General features: G+C 69.3%; 17 protein-coding genes. 5 read left to right on the top strand and 12 right to left on the bottom strand.

What is annotated here, in order from left to right:
• Positions 1 to 2: 2 nt before the first annotated feature.
• On the bottom strand, positions 3 to 1067 hold the full coding sequence (locus KF837_24495) for a Glu/Leu/Phe/Val dehydrogenase (protein ID MBX3230505.1): 1065 nt from the start codon (positions 1065 to 1067) through the stop codon (positions 3 to 5).
• A gap of 59 nt (positions 1068 to 1126) precedes the next feature.
• Here KF837_24495 and KF837_24490 point away from each other — a divergent pair, with 59 nt between their 5' ends.
• The 3 genes from KF837_24490 (at position 1127) to KF837_24480 (ending at position 3852) form a co-directional block, all read left to right on the top strand.
• The gene (locus KF837_24490; GenBank protein MBX3230504.1) at positions 1127 to 1948 is read left to right on the top strand and encodes a hypothetical protein; all 822 of its coding nucleotides are present in this window, start codon (positions 1127 to 1129) and stop codon (positions 1946 to 1948) included.
• Positions 1949 to 1980: 32 nt separating this feature from the next.
• Positions 1981 to 2628, top strand: a complete 648-nt coding sequence (locus tag KF837_24485; GenBank protein ID MBX3230503.1) for a hypothetical protein — start codon at positions 1981 to 1983, stop codon at positions 2626 to 2628.
• Between the two features lie 165 nt (positions 2629 to 2793).
• Positions 2794 to 3852, top strand: a complete 1059-nt coding sequence (locus KF837_24480) for a Vps62-related protein (protein MBX3230502.1) — start codon at positions 2794 to 2796, stop codon at positions 3850 to 3852.
• Between the two features lie 7 nt (positions 3853 to 3859).
• Here the strand turns inward: KF837_24480 and KF837_24475 are convergent, their stop codons facing one another.
• The 9 genes from KF837_24475 to KF837_24435 all read right to left on the bottom strand — a co-directional run bounded on the left by KF837_24475 (position 3860) and on the right by KF837_24435 (position 13233).
• Complete coding sequence (locus KF837_24475) at positions 3860 to 4135, bottom strand: S24/S26 family peptidase (protein ID MBX3230501.1); 276 nt, start codon at positions 4133 to 4135, stop codon at positions 3860 to 3862.
• A 15-nt stretch (positions 4136 to 4150) separates the two neighbouring features.
• Entirely contained in the window at positions 4151 to 4651 is a 501-nt protein-coding gene (gene sodN / locus KF837_24470; protein MBX3230500.1) for a superoxide dismutase, Ni, read from the bottom strand.
• Between the two features lie 10 nt (positions 4652 to 4661).
• On the bottom strand, positions 4662 to 5276 hold the full coding sequence (locus KF837_24465; protein ID MBX3230499.1) for a hypothetical protein: 615 nt from the start codon (positions 5274 to 5276) through the stop codon (positions 4662 to 4664).
• A gap of 195 nt (positions 5277 to 5471) precedes the next feature.
• A complete protein-coding gene (locus KF837_24460) occupies positions 5472 to 7730 on the bottom strand; it encodes a hypothetical protein (GenBank protein ID MBX3230498.1) in 2259 nt (752 codons plus the stop codon).
• 82 nt (positions 7731 to 7812) lie between these two features.
• Positions 7813 to 8202 carry a VOC family protein gene (locus KF837_24455; protein ID MBX3230497.1) on the bottom strand — a complete coding sequence of 130 codons (390 nt, stop codon included), beginning with the start codon at positions 8200 to 8202 and terminating at the stop codon, positions 7813 to 7815.
• Between the two features lie 5 nt (positions 8203 to 8207).
• Entirely contained in the window at positions 8208 to 9281 is a 1074-nt protein-coding gene (locus tag KF837_24450) for a DUF4340 domain-containing protein (protein MBX3230496.1), read from the bottom strand.
• 11 nt (positions 9282 to 9292) lie between these two features.
• Positions 9293 to 11143, bottom strand: a complete 1851-nt coding sequence (locus tag KF837_24445; protein ID MBX3230495.1) for a GldG family protein — start codon at positions 11141 to 11143, stop codon at positions 9293 to 9295.
• Positions 11144 to 11161: 18 nt separating this feature from the next.
• A complete protein-coding gene (locus KF837_24440; GenBank protein ID MBX3230494.1) occupies positions 11162 to 12139 on the bottom strand; it encodes an ABC transporter permease subunit in 978 nt (325 codons plus the stop codon).
• Positions 12136 to 13233, bottom strand: a complete 1098-nt coding sequence (locus KF837_24435; protein ID MBX3230493.1) for an ATP-binding cassette domain-containing protein — start codon at positions 13231 to 13233, stop codon at positions 12136 to 12138. The genes KF837_24440 and KF837_24435 overlap by 4 nt, the downstream gene beginning before the upstream one ends.
• A 320-nt stretch (positions 13234 to 13553) precedes the next feature.
• Between KF837_24435 and KF837_24430 the strand changes: the two genes are divergently transcribed.
• Entirely contained in the window at positions 13554 to 14804 is a 1251-nt protein-coding gene (locus tag KF837_24430; GenBank protein MBX3230492.1) for a trypsin-like serine protease, read from the top strand.
• A 1-nt stretch (position 14805) separates the two neighbouring features.
• Here KF837_24430 and add read toward each other — a convergent pair whose 3' ends face one another.
• Both add and KF837_24420 read right to left on the bottom strand, forming a co-directional pair.
• Positions 14806 to 15930 (bottom strand): adenosine deaminase, encoded by a 1125-nt coding sequence (gene add, locus KF837_24425; GenBank protein MBX3230491.1) that lies wholly within the window; start codon positions 15928 to 15930, stop codon positions 14806 to 14808.
• A gap of 21 nt (positions 15931 to 15951) precedes the next feature.
• Positions 15952 to 16380 carry a hypothetical protein gene (locus tag KF837_24420; GenBank protein MBX3230490.1) on the bottom strand — a complete coding sequence of 143 codons (429 nt, stop codon included), beginning with the start codon at positions 16378 to 16380 and terminating at the stop codon, positions 15952 to 15954.
• Positions 16381 to 16479: 99 nt separating this feature from the next.
• On the opposite strand from KF837_24420, the gene KF837_24415 reads away from it, so the two are divergent.
• Entirely contained in the window at positions 16480 to 17670 is a 1191-nt protein-coding gene (locus KF837_24415; protein ID MBX3230489.1) for a hypothetical protein, read from the top strand.

Raw genomic sequence — 17670 nt, 5'->3', positions numbered from 1 at the left:
GGTCAGGTCTTGGGCGGGATCGACTTGCTGATCTTGGCGAGCTTCTCCTCGACGATCATGTCGGCGATGCGGTAGGTCGGCGTGCCGGTCTTCGCGCTGCGCTCGGCGATCTCGTGGATCGTGTCGAAGATGAGCATCGTCTTGGCGCGCGACTTCGCCGCGTCGTAGCCGAGGACCTCCTGCGCGACGTTGACGAGGCCGCCCGCGTTGATCGCGTAGTCGGGGGCGTAGAGGATGCCGCGCGCGTGCAGGTCGTCGCCGTGGCGCGGCTCCGCGAGCTGGTTGTTGGCCGCGCCGGCGACGATCTTCGCCTTGAGCTTCGGGATGCTCTCGTCGTTCATCGCGGAGCCGAGCGCGCACGGCGCGACGACGTCGCAGTCGATCGAGAAGATCTCGTCGAGCGGGACGATCTTGGCGCCGAACTCGCGCTGCGCGCGCTCCGACTTCAGCGGGTCCATGTCGGCGACGGAGATGGTGGCGCCGGAAGCATGCAGCTCCTTGCAGAGGTGGTAGCCGACGTGGCCGACGCCCTGGACCGCGACGTGGACGCCTTCGAGCGAGTCCTTCTTCATCCGGAACTTCACGCAAGCCTCGATCCCGCGCCGCACCCCCAGCGCCGTGAACGGCGAAGGATCGCCCGAGCCGCCGTGCGCGGGCCCGACGCCGGTGACGTGTTTCGTCACCGTGCGGATGACCTCCATGTCCTCGAGGCCGGTGCCGCTGTCCTCGGCGGTGATGTAGTGGCCGCCGAGGTCGTCGACGAACTTGCCGAACGCGCGGAACATCGCGACGCGATCGAAGTGCTGCTGCGGACGGATGAGGACGCTCTTGCCGCCGCCGTGGGCGAGCCCGGTGATCGCGGCTTTGTAGGTCATGCCGCGGGCGAGCCGCAGCGCGTCGATGACCGCCGCCTCGTCCGTGTCGTACGGGAGGAAGCGGCAGCCGCCGAGGGCGGGGCCGAGCCGCGAGTCGTGGACCGCGACGATCGCCTTCAAGCCCGAAGCCTTGTCGTGCTTGAAGTGAACCTCGCCGTAATCGTAGGCCCTGAGGTGTCCGAAGAGATCCATCGGCGACCTCGTTAGCACAGGGATGGGCCCGCCGTCCGTGTCTCCGCTACGATGAGGGGATGCGCGCCACGTCGAGGCTCGGGCTCGGGATCGCCGCGTGCGCGACGGTGGCGGGGTGCTCGCTCCTCGTCAGCTTCGACGAGCTCCCGCCGGACCCCCTCATCGCGACCGGCCCGCTCGACGCGGGGACGCGCGACCGGACCACGCCGCCGCCGACGGACGACGACGACGACGTCGCGCCTCCGATCGTCGACGCGGACGCGGCCGTCGACTGCGCGCCGAACGACGCGGGCATCGTGGGGACGAGCCTCCTCGAGGACGAGCTCACCACGAACAAGGACTTCTTCGCGCCGGCGGCGGGCTTCCCGACGACGTGGTCGTACGACGCCGGCTACGTGCAGACGAGCCTCGACAACCTGCCGGATCAGGCGATTTTCACGAAATATCAGGACGTCGGGGACGTCGCGGTGGACGTCCTCGCGACGTCGACGCAGGTCGACAACGCCATCACCCCGATCGCGCGCCAGGTCTTCGTCACGTTCGGGACGAAGATCGAGGGCGGCGCGCTCTCGGCGGTGGGGTGCGGGATCGAGCTGCTCCAGGGCGGCCAGCTCTTCACGAGCGTCGTGCGCCTCGCCGGCCAACCCGGCGCGGTGCAGACGACGAGCCTCGAGCGCACGACGCGAGCCGCGGTCGCGGCGGGGGAGGAGTTCCGGATCCTCGCGGAGGTGAAGGGCGGGACGCTCCGCTGCCGCGCGATCATCAAGGGCGTCACGACGACGGCGACCGGGACGGTGGGCGCGCTCACGGGCGCGCTCGGATTCCACGCGAATCAGACGAAGGCGCGCTTCCGGCAGGCGCGTTTTTGCAAGCTGAAGTAGCGCGTTCGCGACATGGAGCTACCATCGGGCCCATGCGTCCACTGTCCGGCCTTGCGCTCGGCGTCGCCGTGACGGTCGTCCTCGCAGGATGCTCGCTCCTCGTCTCGTTCGACGAGCCGGCGGAGCAGTCCCAACGCGTCGTCCCCGGCGACGACGACGACGACATTCCGCGCAACCCGAGCAGCAGCAGCTCGTCGAGCAGCGGCTCGTCCTCGAGCAGCTCCTCGTCGTCGAGCGGCGACACGCCGGACGCCGCACCTCCGCCCGACTGCGTCGCGGATCCGGCGGTGCTCGCGGCGATCAACTGCGGGGCCAAGCAACGCGTGAACTGCGGGAGGAACTTCGTCGCGGGCGACCGCCCCGCGTCGGTCGCCGATACGGACCTCGTCGACTGCACGGACGGAGTGCCTCGCTGCGTGAAGAAGTGCGCGAACGGCTGCGTCGGCATGCCGAGCGGCTACGACGATCAGTGCGATCCGTGCGCCGACAAGGCGAACGGCGTCTACTGCCATCGTGACTTCACGGGCTACCCGACCGACGAGCAGGCGGGCTTCCAGTTCGCGGGCGAGTGCAAGGACGGGAAGCACGTGAAGGTCTCGCCCTGCGGCAACGGCGCTTCGGGGCGCTGCGAGTCCGCGTGCACGCGCCCGGACCCGGTCTTGCCGTCCTGTTGCAGGTAGGCGCGCGCAATCCGCGCAACGAAACGCGCCGTGATGACGGGGGTTTACCCCTATGGATCGGCGACCGTCCTTTCCAATTCGCGCAAACGACGTCGTAACCGCTCGAAATCAGGTCGCTCTACGCCGGCACCGGCCGTGCACTGACCCGTCTTCGTGAAGACGACGATGGCAACGGTTCGGGCGATGGCGGCGATGATCTCCCTCGGCGTGGCGGCGTGCGCGGCGGACGCCGGAGACGAAGGGCCGGGGTCGCTCTCGGACGCGACGGAGATCGAGGACATCGAGGGCGCGAACGAGGACGCGGACGACGACGTCGTCGCGGACAGCGCGTTCGACGTGGACCCCGACGTCCAGATGAGCGCGCTCGCGAAGTCGCCGGACAACGACGCCGTGACGCCGGCCGCGACGCAGGACCAGCTGATCAAGACGTTCGCTCCGCACCTCCATCTCCACGCCGACGATCCGTACCGCCCGTCGAGCGTCGACTGGTACCTCGCGCGCGTGACGATGCGTTACAACCACAAGAACTGCCCCGACCACGAGATCTACCCCGTCGGCAAGGTCACGCAGCAGAAGCTCGTCGCCGCGACGCACGAGGACAACGGCTCGTTCTGCCGTCACGACGGCGGCAAGAAGGTCGCGGCGACGACGCACGAGGGCTTCTTCCTCGAGATCGTGAACGAGGCGACGCGCAAGGGCTCGCCGCGGAGCGACTGGAAGTCCTACGCGGTGTGGCGCCCGCAGGCCTCCGGCCTCGTGAACATCGAGTACTGGATCTTCTATCCGTACAACGACGGCTTCTCGATCTTCAATCACGAGTCCGACTGGGAGCACGTGCGCGTGACGATCGATCCGAAGGCGAACGGCGGCCAGGGCAAGGCGACGGAGGTGAAGCTCTCCGCGCACAAGGGCGGCACGATCGTGAAGGCGAACGATCCGAAGCTCTCGTGGGACGGCACGCACCCGGTCGCGTACGTCGCGAAGGGCACCCACGCGAACTACCTCGCCCCGGGCACCTACGCGATCGAAGGCACGCACGGCATCGCGAAGGACACGACGAAGGCCGCCGCCGCGGCCGCCGTCTGGAAGACCGAGAACGCGGTCGTGAACATCGGCACGCGCGCGAAGCCGAAGAACGGCCAGGTCTTCGTGAAGTTCTGGGGCCGCTGGGGCGAGATCAACGACATCCCGGAGACGAACGGCATCACCCGCCGCTTCCCCTGAGGCTCGCTCAGCGCCGGACGCGGAGGCAGACCCGACCGAGGACGTCGTGCGGCGACGTCCAGCCGAGGGCTTCGCGCGAGGTCGAGAGCGCGCCATCGCCCTCGAGCGCGATGCGCCCGCTCCCGTCGCGCGCGGCGACGCGCTTGACGATGCGGCCGTACTGCGGGTGCATCACGACGACGACGTCGCCGATCCGGCACGGCCGATCGATCACGACGACGAAGTCGCCGTCGACGAGGGTGGGGGCCATGCTCGGACCGTTCACGCGGACGACGCGAAACATGCGCGCTCGTACAACTCAGAGGTCCGGATAGACGACCTCGAGCGACGGCGGATACGGACACACGGCGCGCTTCGTCTTCACGGACTTCGTCTCCCAGAAGATCTCCGCGAACTGATTCACGAGCTCGAGGAGCTTGACCGCGTCCTCGCGCTTCACGCCCTGCTTCGCCGCACCGGCGGCGAGCATGATCGAGTGCGTCAGATCGTGGAGCTGCGGATACTTCTGGAGCTGCGGCGCCTTGAAGTAGTCGCCCCAGATCACGCGGATCTCGTCCTTCACGTGGGCGGCGTGCTGTTCCTTCTGCGCGACCGCGCGCGCCACGCTGTTGAGGAACGCGACCTCGTCGTCGCCGCGATGGGCCTTCCAGTCCTCGATGATGTCGATCATGCGGACGACGGTGAGGGCGGAGATGAGGATCGGCCCCGGGTCGTAGATCTTGCAGGGGATGTCGCAGTGCGCCGCCGCCTCGGGGACGAGGCCGTGGCGGTGCGCGAAGGAGAGGAGGGAATGGAGCATCGGAGTGGCCTCAGGAGGTGGGGGTGTTGGACAAAGCGAGCGCGACGGCGCGCTGCGCCGCGTTCGCGCGATCGAGGAGCGGCTGGAGCGGGACGCCGCCGAGCTCGGCGAGGGCCGGCGCGAGGTGCCGCCCGCACGAAGCCCGGAGGAGCAGCGGCGCACTCGGGTCCTCGGCGACCCTGACGAGCCGCTCGAACGCCTCGAGCAACAACGCATCCGCCCGCGCCGCGCCCCCCTCCCGCCGCTCCAACTCCGCGAGATTCTGCGCCGCGATAACGAACAGCATCGGCGCAATCCGCATCGCCTCCCCCACCGCGCGGGCTCGAGCCGCCTCGCTGCGCGCCTCCCCCGCCGCGCCGACATGGACTCGGGCTGCCTCGGTACGCGCTTCCCTCGCCGCGCCGACGTGGACTCGGGCTGCCTCGGTGCGCGCTTCGCGCGATGCGCGGTCGAGGATTCGGGCTGCCTCGGTGCGCGCCTCCTCGTAGGAGACTCGCGCCGCGCGGAGCTCCCCGCGCGCGAACGCCGCGTTCGCCGCCTCGGTCAGCTCCCGCCACCGGACGTCGACGCGAGCGGTGTTCTCCACCCCCTCGCCTTCGCCGTGCCCGCACGCGTCGGTCGCCATCGCGGACTGACACTATTGATAATGAAATTCAAGATCAATAAGTACTACCTTCGCGACGATTCGTGTCACGGAGGGCGTAGACCCGAGCAACGCACGAAGGCCCGCACGATCGCGAATTCGAGCCGCCGACGAGCCCCACACCGCCTGCAAGCACCGGTGAAATGGGCAGAGCGCGATTCGAGGCGCAGGGCGCGCTCATTCTTGGTGCAGCGCGGACTCGAGCACGAGGCCGTGGAGGTGACCTGCGGCGGTGCGGAGGAAGAGGTGGCGATCGCCGACGCAGGCGAGCTGGCGGATGACGCCGCCGACGTCCCAGACGCCGAGACGCCCGCCGGCCGCGTCGAACGCGAGCACGACGCCTCCTTCGCACGCGACCGCAAACCAGTCCGCGCCGGTGGGCGCGGACAGCACGCGCGCGACGCCGGGGAGCTCGACGCGCGCGCGGAGCTCCGCGCGCTCCAGGTCGAAGAGCTCCACCTGCGGTAGCCAGAACGACAGCGCCGCCGCGCTGCCGCCACCGAGCAGCGCGCTCACGACCGGTCCCTCGCGCCGCTTGGGGTGTCTCGTGAACGAGAAGCCGCGCCGCCGCGCGCCGGTGCGCGGGTCCCAGATCGTCGCGGCGCCGTCGAGCCCCACCGACAAGAGCTCTTCGCCGATCGGATGCAACGCGACGACCGCGGCTCCGTGGGCCTTCCACGCGCGCGCGGGCGCATCGAACGCCTCGCCGATCACCACGATGCGCCCGTCGGAGAGCCCGACGCAGCAGCGAGCCGGCGGCGGCGCGAGCGACATCGCCTCGACGAGCCCCGACCCCCACGCGCGGTGAATCGACGGCGCGCCCTCGGCCGGAAGATGCACGAGCGGTCGCGCGTCGTCGGGCAAGGGGCTGTTCGGATCCACCGCCGCGAGGAACGCGCCCTCGCCCGCCGCGACGAGCTTCCGGACCGCACCGTCGAGCCGCACTTCCTCGCGCGCCCCGCCGCCGGCGATCGCGACGCGGGCGATCGCGCTCTCCTGCGCGATGGCGTTCGGCGACGGACGCCACGTCGTGGCGACGGCCACGGTCGCGCCGTCATGGACGATCGCGACGACGTCGCCGCGCGGTCGCGCGCACGTCCAGCGCCGGTGGCCGCCGGCGTCGGTCCCGACCAGCTCTCCGTCGCCGATCCACACGAGCCCGCTCGGCGTCGCGCCGACCGCGCGCACCGGCGCCTCGAGTCTCGCGAGCCCCGTGCCCGGTGCGAAGGACGCGAGCGCGTGACGCGCGAGCGAGCCGGCCGCGTCGACGGAGACGATCGCGTCCCCGTCTCCCACGACGCCGGCGATCGCGGCGCCGTGGGCTGCGATCGTGCCGAGCGCGGCGCCGCTCTCTGCGTCGATCGAGCGGAGCCGCCCGTCGATCGTGCCGGCGACGAGACGCGCGTCGTCGAGCCACGCCAGCGCGGTGACCGCGCGGCCGTCGCCCGGCGCGATCGCGACGGTGCGGCCGTCGCCCAGCGCGACGATCGCGACGCTGCCGTCGCCGTAGGCATGGCTCCACGCGCAACGCCGGCGATCGGGCGACGGCGCCAGCGAGCCCTCGAGATCGACGACCGGAAACACATGCTCGAGCGCGACGCCGCGGATGCACGCGCCGTCTTCGAGGGCGTGCACGTCGATCCGAGCGCCGCCGCGATCGTCGACGCGCAGCACCGCGACGCCGTCGCCGGTGAGGAACGCATGACGGAGGTACGGCTCGCGCGGCGCGTACGCATCGCCGATCGTCCAGCGGCGGCGCGGCGTCGGTCGCAGCTCCCAGCACGACAGCTCGCCGTCGATGCAGAGGAGCGTGTCCGCGTCGATCAGCGCGAGCCACTCGGTGCTGCGAAGGCTCGGGATCACGACGCGCGACGCGGGAGCGGCGAGGTCCCACACCGCGATCCCGCCGTCGACGTTCGTGCCGACGGCGACACGCGAGCCGTCCGGCGCGATCGCGAGACGTCGCGGCGTACCGTCGAGCACGAGGCGCGAGCGCGGCTCACCGGTGGCGAGATCGCTCCACTCGATCGCGTCCCCGCCCCGCGCCGCGTGCGCGTCCCCGCCCCGCGCCGCGTGCGCGTCCCCGCCCCGCGCCGCGATCGCGACGCGCTCGCCGGCACGTGCCAGCGCGACCGCGTGCGTGCCCGCGACGCGACGGCGCCAGAGCGCGCCCGCCGCGGCGAGCGCCGGACCGCTCGCATAGCGCAAGCCGCCCGCGGCGCGCGACTGCAGCCACGCGGCCGCCGCGCTCGCGATCGTGAGGTCGGCGGAGATCTCGGCGCGCCGCGCGAGCGCGATCGCGCCGCCGAGCTGCACCGCGGTCCGACTCGACGCGAGCACGCTCCGCAGCGCCTCGTCCGCAGTCTCGGCGAGCGCCGCGTCCTCGCCCGCCTCCAGCCGCTGCAAGACGGCGGCGAGCTGTTCCTTCGTGGTCACGCGTCGACGCTCGCGCGCACGCCGTCCGAACGCAAGTCGGCCGACGGCCGCGGGCGCCGCCGGTCTCCCGCCGCTGTAGCGGTCAGGCGCGCTTCGGGCCGAGGATGCAGAAGCCGTTGCCGAACGGGTCGCTGCAGAACGCGACCGGGCGCGGGCCCATGTCTCGGTACTCCGCCTCGATCGAGCCGCCCTCCGCGCCGACGCGCGCGAGCGAGGCGTCGAAGTCCTCGACGTGGAGGTCGAGGTGGACCGGCGTCCAGTGGCGCTCGTAGCGGCGGACGTCGTCGCCGGCCGGCGCCGGCTTCGATCCCGCCGCCTTCGCGTGCATGCAGACGGTGGCGTTGTTCGCGTCGAGGATCGCCATCGTCGGGAACGGGCGCGCCGTCTCGACGAAGCCGAAGACGCCGCCGTAGAAGCGGAGCCCGGCCTCGAGATCGGGGACGTCGATGCTGACGTGGACCGTGGGGCGCACGCCGATCAGTGGCCGTGCGGATCGCCGCCGTGCGGATCGCCGCCGTGCGGGTCGCCGCCGTGCGGATCGGGCGCGGCGGTCGGGGCCGCGCCGCCGCCGTCCTTCGGGGCGCCCGCGTCGGCGGCGCGCTGGAACTTCGTGACGTCGGCGGTCGCCCAGTCGGCGGTGTAGGACGGGATCGCGTAGATCGTCGGGGAGCCGTCCTTCATCGCCCAGCGGTTCGTGCCGGTCGAGACGCCGCCGACCTTGAACGAGTAGGTGCCGGCGCCGTCCTTGAGCTTCACCGTCACCTTCGACTCCGGCTCGTCGAGGCCCGTCTCGGCCGTCGTCTTGCCGTCACCGAAGTCGTCGGCGGTGAGGGCCTTGAAGGCGCGCACGGCGTCCTTCACCTTCTCCTCGTCGTACCGATCGATCGGCTTGCCGTTCACGGTGCCGGCCCACTTGTCGCCGTCCTTCGTGAAGGACAACACGGTGACCTTCTTGTCCGCGCCCGTCTTCTCGATCGTGAGCTGGTTCGCGTTCGCGTCGTCGAACTTGAAGATCTCCGTCTCGCGGAAGCCCTTCACGTCGCGCGTGTACAGGTAGCTCGAGTAGCCGCTGATGGCGTAGATGGCCGGCTTGCCCTCCACCATCGCCATCTGCCCGCGCGCGCCCGAGGCGCCGAAGGTGATGTCGGTCTTCTTGTCGGCGCCCTTCCAGGTGACGACGTGGACCTGCTTCTCCTTCGTGAAGTCGTAGTCCTTCTTCGAGTCCTCCGTCGGCGCCGGCGCGATGACCTCCTTCGCCTTCAGGTCCTTCAGGTTCTTGATGACCTGGTCGACGTTGGTCTGGTTCGCGGGGGCGGCGACGGGCTTCGTCATCTCCCAGGTCTCGCCCTTCTTCTCGAGGACGATCTCCTGCTTGTCCGCGTTCTGGATGCTGACCTTGTCGATGTCGTCCGGCGCCTTGATCTCGGGCATCTCGGCGGCGGTGGTCTGCGCGTTGCCGATCTCCTTGTCCTTCTTCTGCGCCATGTAGATGGCGCCGCCGAGACCGGCGAGGACGAGGACACCGACGTAAAGCTTCGTGCTTCCGCTCATGACTTCTTCTCTCAGGCCTCGAGGAGTGCGACTGCGTTTTGACGGCGGGTCTCGCGAACGCGCCACAGGATGAGGCCGATCGCGATGAAGAGCGCGGGGACGCCGAGGGTCATCGTCCCCTCGATCCAGTACTGCTTCGTCTTGCGCTCCTTCTTGATGCGGTCCTCTTCCTTCTTGAGCTGCTCCTCCGTCATCTCCTCGCCCGCCTTCGGCTTCACGACGTCGCCGTACGCGAGGTTGGGCTCCTGGAGGATCTTCGCCGAGGCCGCGAGGAGGTCGACGTCGCCCGTCATCCAGTCGAGGAGGTTCTTCGTCTGGAGGATGAACGTCGTGCCGATGAGCTGGACGTACGGACCCGCGACCGACATGAGGAACTCGTCGCCGCCGGCGCCGCCCATCATCATGCCCATCTGCCCGAGGTCCGGGCCCTGGCCCGAGCGGACGAACGGGTTGACGAAGAACTGCGCGGACGACAAGACGAGCACGCGCGCGTTGTTCGACGACTCGGCGGGCGTCTCGACGCCCATCTTGTCGCCCTCGGGGAAGGCCGTCTTCAGCTTGCCCTCCGCCGCCGCGGCGATGCCGAACTGCTGGAAGTTGCCCTTCGGACGCCACTGGCGCGCGGGCTTGAGGTCGACCGTGTCGCCGGTCTCGACGATCGCCGCGGGCGTGGAGTGCGCGATGACGCGGAGCTTGTCGCCGAGCTGCGGCTGCTTGTCCTTCTTCAGCGTGAGCGACGAGGCGAACGGGAAGGACGCCTGCGGGATGCGGAAGAACGCGGCGAAGCTCGTGTCGAGGAGGACCTCGTCGCCGGTGAAGCGCGAGTCCTCACGCACGTCGAGGATCTGCGGGAAGATCATCGTGCGCGGGCCGGTGAGGGTGTCGACGCGGACGCGGAACGAGCGACCGAAGTCGAGGACGACGTCCTTGTTCATCTCGATGCCGTAGCCGGCGGCGAGCTTCTCGAGGCCGTGCGTCTCGAGCTTCGCGTTCATCGTCGCGTCGCCCGCCTTCACGTTGACCGCGCTCGCGAGGATCGCGAGGCTCTTGCCGCGCATCACGAACTGGTCGATGCGGCGGAGCTCCTTCTCGGTGAGCTCCTTGCCCGGCTGGGTGATGAGGAGGCCGTCGAGCGTCTCGTCGATCTCGTCGTCGCCGCCCTTCAGGTCGACCTCCTTCAGCTCGTAGAAGGGGAAGTACTGGCCGATGATCGCCTGGATGGTGGGGCCGCCCTGACGGCCCTGACCCGGCACGAGGTTCGGCTCCGAGAGCTTGATCTCGTCGTGACCGGTCAGCATGCCGATCTTGTGCTTCGTCTTGTCGCCCGCGTCCTTGAGCTCGCGGATCTTGTTCGTGATCCAGAACTCGAGGCCGGTGTTGTTGTCGGGAGAGAGGACCGGGATCTTCTCCTTCTGCGTCTTGTACGTGAAGACGAGGCCCATGTAGCCCTGGGCCACCTCCGCCTTGTCCTCCGTGTCCGAGCCCTCGACGCGCTGGAGCTTCTGGAGCCCGGCCTCCTCGGCCTTCTTGCGCTCCTCCTCCGTCTTCGGCTCGATGATGACGTAGTCGAACTTGCCCGCGCCCGCGTCCTTGTACTGCTGGAGGAGATCGCGAAGGTCGCGCACGAACGCGTCGAGCTTGGGGAGGCCGCGCGTGACGTACGCCTCGACCTTGATCTGCTCGCCGTCCTTGATCCCGCGGATGAGGCGCCCGCTGCCCTCCGACAGCGTGTACTTCTCCGCCTTCGTCATGTCCTTGCGCCAGTACATGAAGTAGCTGAGCGCGTTCACGCCGACGACGATCGCGGCGATGATGAACAGCAGCGCGCCGCTCTCGGTCGCGGCCCTCTTCTTACGTTCCATGGCCATGGCGATTGCTCCTCAGGCCCACTTACGGCGCTCGAGCGCGTGGAACGCGACGAGCAGGCAAAGCACGCAGATCGAGACGAAGTAGACGATCGCGCGCGAGTCGATGAGGCCGCGCGCGAAGGGCTCGAAGCGCGACTGGAGACTGATGAAGGCGATCGCGTCGCCGGGCCAACCCTGGAGCGACTCGACCGCGGAGACCTGACCGATCGCGTAGAGCAGCGTCAGGGTCAGCATCGTGGCGAAGAAGGAGAGGATCTGGCTGTCGGTGAAGCTCGAGTACATGAGCCCCATCGCGACGCCGGTCGCGGACAGGCAGAAGAGGCCGAGCATGCCGACCCAGAACGCGCCCCAGTCGAGCTCGCCGAGGTGCCACGGCCACTTGAACATCGCGATCGGGTAGAGCACGACGAGCGCGAGCTGCACGGTGAGGATCGCGAGCGCGGCGATGAACTTGCCGAGGATGACCTCGGAGTCCTTCACCGGCATCGTGATGAGGAGCTCGATCGTGCCGACGCGCTTCTCGTCCGCGAGCGCGCGCATCGTGAACAGCGGGATCACGAGCGCGCAGAGCGCGAACGGCAGGAAGTCGAACATGCGCTGCATGGTGACGCGGTCGACCTGCCAGAAGCCGCCCTTGTACATGTAGAAGAACAGGCCGAGACCGACCATGCTCGCGCTGATGACGATGTACGTGATGACGGAGTTGAAGTAGCCGGCGAGCTCGCGGCGCGCGATCGTCCAGATCATGCTCGCCGTGCTCGGGCGGTCGATGACGACCTTCTCGCGCGGGCCGGCGGCCGCCTCGGAGGTCTTCAGCGGACGCGTGGCGGCCTCGTCGGACTCGTCGTCGTCGCCGTCGTCGTCGTCCGAGCCCTCTTCCTCGTCGGACTCTTCTTCTTCCTCGTCCTCGTCGCGCTCGTCACGCTCGTCGGCCTCGGCGGCGGCGAGAGGCTTCTTCTTCGTGTCCTTCTCGATCGTCTCGCTGCTCATTTTTCGTCCTCGTCTTCCGAGTCCTCGTCCTCTTCGTCCTCGTCCTCGTCGTCCTCTTCTTCCTCTTCTTCTTCACGAGCGTTGCGCTCGTCCTTGGCCGCGCCGAGCTGGCGGTTGCGCCGCTCGTCACCGATCGTGAGGTGGCGGAAGACGTCTTCGAGGGTCTGCGTGTCGCGGTGGAGCTCGAGGAGCACCCACCCCTTGTCGGCGATGAGGCGGAAGAGCTCCGGGCGGAGATCGGTCCCGTCCTCGCCGGAGAGCTCGTACGAGTGCGCGCGCTCGTCGGTCGGGAGCTCGCTCACCTTCTTCACGCCGGAGAGGCCGTTCAGCGCGGTCTCGACCTCGGACTGCTTCGGGAGCGCGCCCTTGCCGCGGTACGGCGAGTCGCCGGTCGACTCCTGGATCGACACGACGTAGCGGACGCGGCCGCTCTTGGCGCGGATCTCGTCGAGCGGACCGTCGGCGACGACGCGGCCGCGCGACACGATGATAGCGCGCGCGCAGGCGGCCTCGACCTCCTTGAGGTTGTGGGTGCTGAGGAGGACGGTGCGGTCCTTGCCGATCTGCTTCAGGTAGTTGAGGAACTCGGTGCGCTCGTTCGGGTCGAGGTCCGAGGTCGGCTCGTCGAGGATGAGGATCGGCGGGTCGTGGATGAGCGCCTGCGCGAGGCCGACGCGCTGCCGGTAGCCGTGCGAGAGCTGGCGAATCTCCTTCGAGAGCGACTGCGCCAGGCCGCAGATCTCGACGACGCTGCGCGCGCGCGCCTTGAACTTGCTCGCGTCGATGTTGCGGATGCGCGCCGCGAACTCGAGGTACTCGAAGACGGTCATCTCCAAGTAGAGCGGGGCGCGCTGCGGGAGGTACCCGAGGCTCGCCCGCACCGCGAGGGTGTCGTCGAAGACGTCGTGACCGCGGACCTTCGCCATCCCGCCGGTGGGCGAGATGAAGCAGGTGAGGATGCGCATCGTCGTCGACTTCCCGGCGCCGTTCGGCCCGAGGAATCCAACGACCTCACCCTTGTTGACCTCGAAGCTGACGTCGTCGAGCGCCTTGTAGGCGCCGTACCGCTTGGTCAGGCCGCTCGCATAGATCATCACGTCGGTGGACACTGAATCCTCCGTCTCAAGTTCAAGTCACGAGCCCCTCGGAGATTTCCGCTGGGCCCGCCGCGAACGAGCTACCTAATAGATTTCTTCCCGAGCCCCAAGGTCTAACGCGCCAATGACGCCTTGCGTCACACCGACCTCCCGACTGCGTCTCAATCGGTTCCAGTGCTGGCGCAACGCGGTCTCGTGCGCCAAGGGGACAGGCCCTCATGAGCCCCCTCCGTTCGGCGAAAGCCTTGGCGCTTCTTGCAGTTCCGCTCGCGGTCGCATGCTCGATCGCCACCTCGCGCGGAGTCGGTGACGACGTCGTGGACCCGCCGCTCGGCGAGGACGAGGCCGCGATCATCAACGGCGTCCGCGACACCGGGCACCCCGCCGTCGTCGCGCTCACGATCACGCGGCCGCAGAGCAGCGGCGCCAACACGTACTCGTCGTGCACGGGCACGATCGTCCAGGTCAACCCGGCGACGAAGGTCGGCTACGTGATGACGGCGGCGCACTGCGTACGGGGCGCCTCGACGGTGTCCGTCATCCAGGGCTCCGATCGCACCGAGGCCGCGAAGATCATCACGTACGCGTACATCGATCACACCGTGCACCCGCAGTACAACGGCGCGACGACGTCGCCCTACGACGTCGCGATGATCCGCGTCCTCGGCGTCGACAGGACCACGCCCGTCGTCCCGATCCTCGTGCCCGACGGCCTCCGCCAGGGGCAGCGCGTCACCTCGGTCGGCTTCGGCCGCACGGTCCGTCCGAACGTCGTGACCGACGCCGCCGCCAACACGGCGAAGAACCGGATCGACGGGAGCATCGCGACGCTCACGAACACCGAGGTCGGCGTTCGCTACGACAACAACGGCGACATCTGTCAGGGCGACAGCGGCGGCCCCGTCCTCGCGGTGGTCAACGGCAAGGAGTACGCGGTCGCGGTCCACTCGTACGTCACCGGCGCGTGCGTCGGCATCGGCTACAGCGTGCGCGCCGCGACCTACCGGACGTTCTTCCAGGGCATCATCGATCAGCCCGCCCCCGAGCAGACGTGTGAGGTCTGCCGCAAGACGGTGGGCTCCGGCACGCAGGTCTGCGGCGAAGCGCGCCGCGCCTGCCTCGCGGACGAGCAGTGCAACGGGCTCCGCCTCTGCCTCAGCAAGTGCTCCGCGCAGGCGACCGACGCCGGGCTCCTCCCCGACGCGGGGCCGATCGACGAGTGCCGGAAGGCGTGCTCGGTCGAGTTCCCGTTCGGCGCCGCGCCGTACAACACGCAGCTCAGCTTCTGCTCGTGCAACGCGTGCGAGTCCGCCTGCGCCGGCGACACCGCGTGCGCGGCGGTGCCGGCCTGCGGGATGACGCTCGTCGCCGCGGGCACGACGCCGACGGCCGACACGTGCAACACCTGCATGAACGGCGGCTGCTGCGCGGAGCAGGAGGCCTGCGGGAAAGACGGCCACTGCTACCGCTGCGCGCGCACGCCGGAGACGCCGGGCTGCGACGACGACGTGCTCTACCAGCGCCTCATGGCCTGCAAGGCCGCGAGCTGCAGCGGCGAGTGCCAGTGAGCTAATTCGACGACGGCGCCGGCGCGGACGTCGTCGTCGTCATCGCGGGGGCGAGCTCGCTCGCGACCGGGCTCTCGGGATCGACGAACGTCTTCAGCTCCTCGCTGACGCGGCGGACGTACTGCTGCTTCACGTGGAAGGGCAAGAACGCGCTCTTGAAGCCGCTCATGATGATCTGCTTGAGGTCCGTGAGCGTGAAGCCCATCACCTTGTGACAGAGCCACAGCTCCTTCGACACGGTCGTGTCGGTGACGAGGCGGTTGTCCGTGTTCACCGTCACGCGGAGGCCGAGGTTCTTGTACAGCTTGATCGGGTGGCTCACGAGGTCGCGGATCGCGCCCGTCTGCACGTTCGACGACGGACAGCACTCGAGGCTGATGCGGTGGTCGTTGACGTAGTGGAGGAGGTCGCCGTCCTCACGCAGGCGGCAGCCGTGGCCGATGCGGTGCGCGCCGCAGACGTGGATCGCCTGATGGATCGACTCCGGGCCGTAGGCCTCGCCGGCGTGGATCGTCACGTTGATGTTGTTGTCGCGGACGAGCTGGAACGCGGCCTTGTGGTGCTTCGCGGGGTGGTCGTACTCCGCGCCGGCGAGGTCGTAGCCGACCACGCCGCGGTTCTTGTACGCAACCGCGAGCTCCGCCATCTCGAGCGAGCTCTCCGCCGACACGTTGCGGATCCCGCAGATGATGACGTTCGACTCGATGCCGTACTGGTCGTGCGCCGCGCGGAGGCCCTCGAGCACCGCCTCGACGACGGTCGTGAGCTTGAGGCCGCGCCGGGTGTGGAGCATCGGCGAGTAGCGGACCTCCATGTATCTTACATTCTCATTCGCGGCGTCCTCCGCGAGCTCGTAGGCCGCGCGCGTGAGGGCCTCCGCGTCCTGCAGCACCTTCAGCGTCACGTCGAACGCCTTCAGGTACTCGACGAGCGAGCCGCAGTTCTGGCCGAGGTTCATCGCCTTGCGGAGGCCGTCCTCGTTCGTCGCCGGCAGCTCGATGCGCCCCTTCTCCGCGAGCTCGAGGATCGTCCGGAGGCGCAGCGAGCCGTCGAGGTGGACGTGGAGATCGGTCTTCGGGAGCTTCTCGATGACCTCGAGGGGCAACAACGTCGCGGACACGGTCATGCTCCCTCTTACCACGCCGCGCTACTGGCACTGTTCCTTCTTCACGCAGGTGCCCTTCCCTTCGGCGCACGCGCTCATCAAGCGCGTGACCGTCATCTCCGACGACTTGCAGCAGCACGAGCGCTCCTCGCACGCGGCCATCGGGACGCACGCCCCCTTCATCGTCGTCACGCACTCGCTCTGCCCCGCGAACGAGTGCTTCTTGCCGACCTTGCAGCAGCACTGCTCGGGAGCCGGCGCGCTCACGCCGGGCTTCTTCGCCGCGACCGGCGCCTTCGCCGGGGCCGCGGTCGCGGGCGGCAGCGCGAGCGTCGGCGCCGGCGCCGCGTCGATCTCGGCCTCGACCTCCGGAGTCGCCGTCGCGACCGGCGCCGCGTCGATGACCTCGCTCTTCTTCTCGGACGGTTTGCAGGCGACGAGGACGAGACAAGCGAAGGCGACGCGCTTCATCCGACGCGTTGTGTCAGAAATCGCCCGAAATGAGAAATCAGAGTCTCAATTCGGCCATGGCTTGACCCGATCCAGATCGCTGGCACATTGCCCTCCCACATGAGCCTCCGTTTCCCCACCCTCCTCGGATGTGCTGGAATTGCGGTCCTTTCTGTCGCGTGCGGCATGGCGCCGGACGAAGGAACGACGTCGGAGTCCGCGCTGAACGAGCCGGCGTGGACGCCGCACAAGCCGGCCGATCCGGCGTCGTGCCCGGGGACGGCGGTGGCGGGGAAGCTCTCGCTCTACCTCATTCCGCCGCCCGTCCGGCTCGACTGGTCGACCCCGAACCGCCTCATCGGCGACGCGATCCGCGCCGAGATCCAGGGCGGCGCGCTGGAGCGACAAGGGAAGGTCGGCCTCGGTCACTCGATCGGTCACGTGCACATGCAGCTCGACTGCGGCGAGCACAGCGTCCCGCTCACCGGGCAGACCGGCGGCTCGGGCTCGTGGCAGTCGGCGCTCGACGGCTTCGGCATGCTGCTCCGCGCGTTCGAGGGCTCGATGGACGCCGCGACGCCGGCGTCGTCGGCGAAGATCAAGGAGGACGTCCGCCTGCGCGAGCAGAACGGGCTCATCTCGAAGATGTCGTTCCTCGTCAACGAGGGCGTCTGCAAGCGCGTGAAGGAGTTCCACGACGAGTACGTCGCGCGCCGCGCGTACAGGAAGTACGGCGGTCACTTCCGCGGTCGTCGCTTCGAGGGCGCGGGCTGCGCGATCTGGGGCGCCGACGTGCTCGACGTCGCGGGCCTCCTCCGCCGCTCGGTCTACACGCCGGTCTGGACGCAGAGCATGATGGTCGGCGAAGGCCGCTTCTCGAACCTGTTCGGCGCGGACCACTACGAGGCCGGCTCGAACCTCGTGTGGCGCGGGCCCGACGGCGAGAGCGTCATCTGGCCCGCGGGCGTCGACATCCCGACGAGCGGCTGGCCGATCTGGCCGGCGAGCCGCCGCCTGAGCTCGTGGACCGGCCCCGAGGACGACGCGTTCGGCATCACGGAGGCGAGGGGTCCGCTCGAGCGCCAGCTCCCGTTCAGCATCTACGACCCGATGCTCATGAACGACTGGGCGGAGCGCGTCTGGAGCGACGCGAACGCGCACGGCGCCGCGACGTCGATGGAGACGACGTGGACCGCGAGCACGAACGGCCGCTCGCACGAGATCACGACGGATGCACACTGCACGCAAGCGCAGACCATCCCGTTCGATCGCGACAACGACGACCTCTTCAAGGACTCCGACGAGCCCTGA

This window comes from Labilithrix sp. (assembly GCA_019637155.1).
In the GTDB taxonomy this organism is placed as follows: Bacteria; Myxococcota_A; Polyangia; order Polyangiales; family Polyangiaceae; genus Labilithrix.
This window is presented reverse-complemented; position numbering and strand designations above follow the sequence as displayed.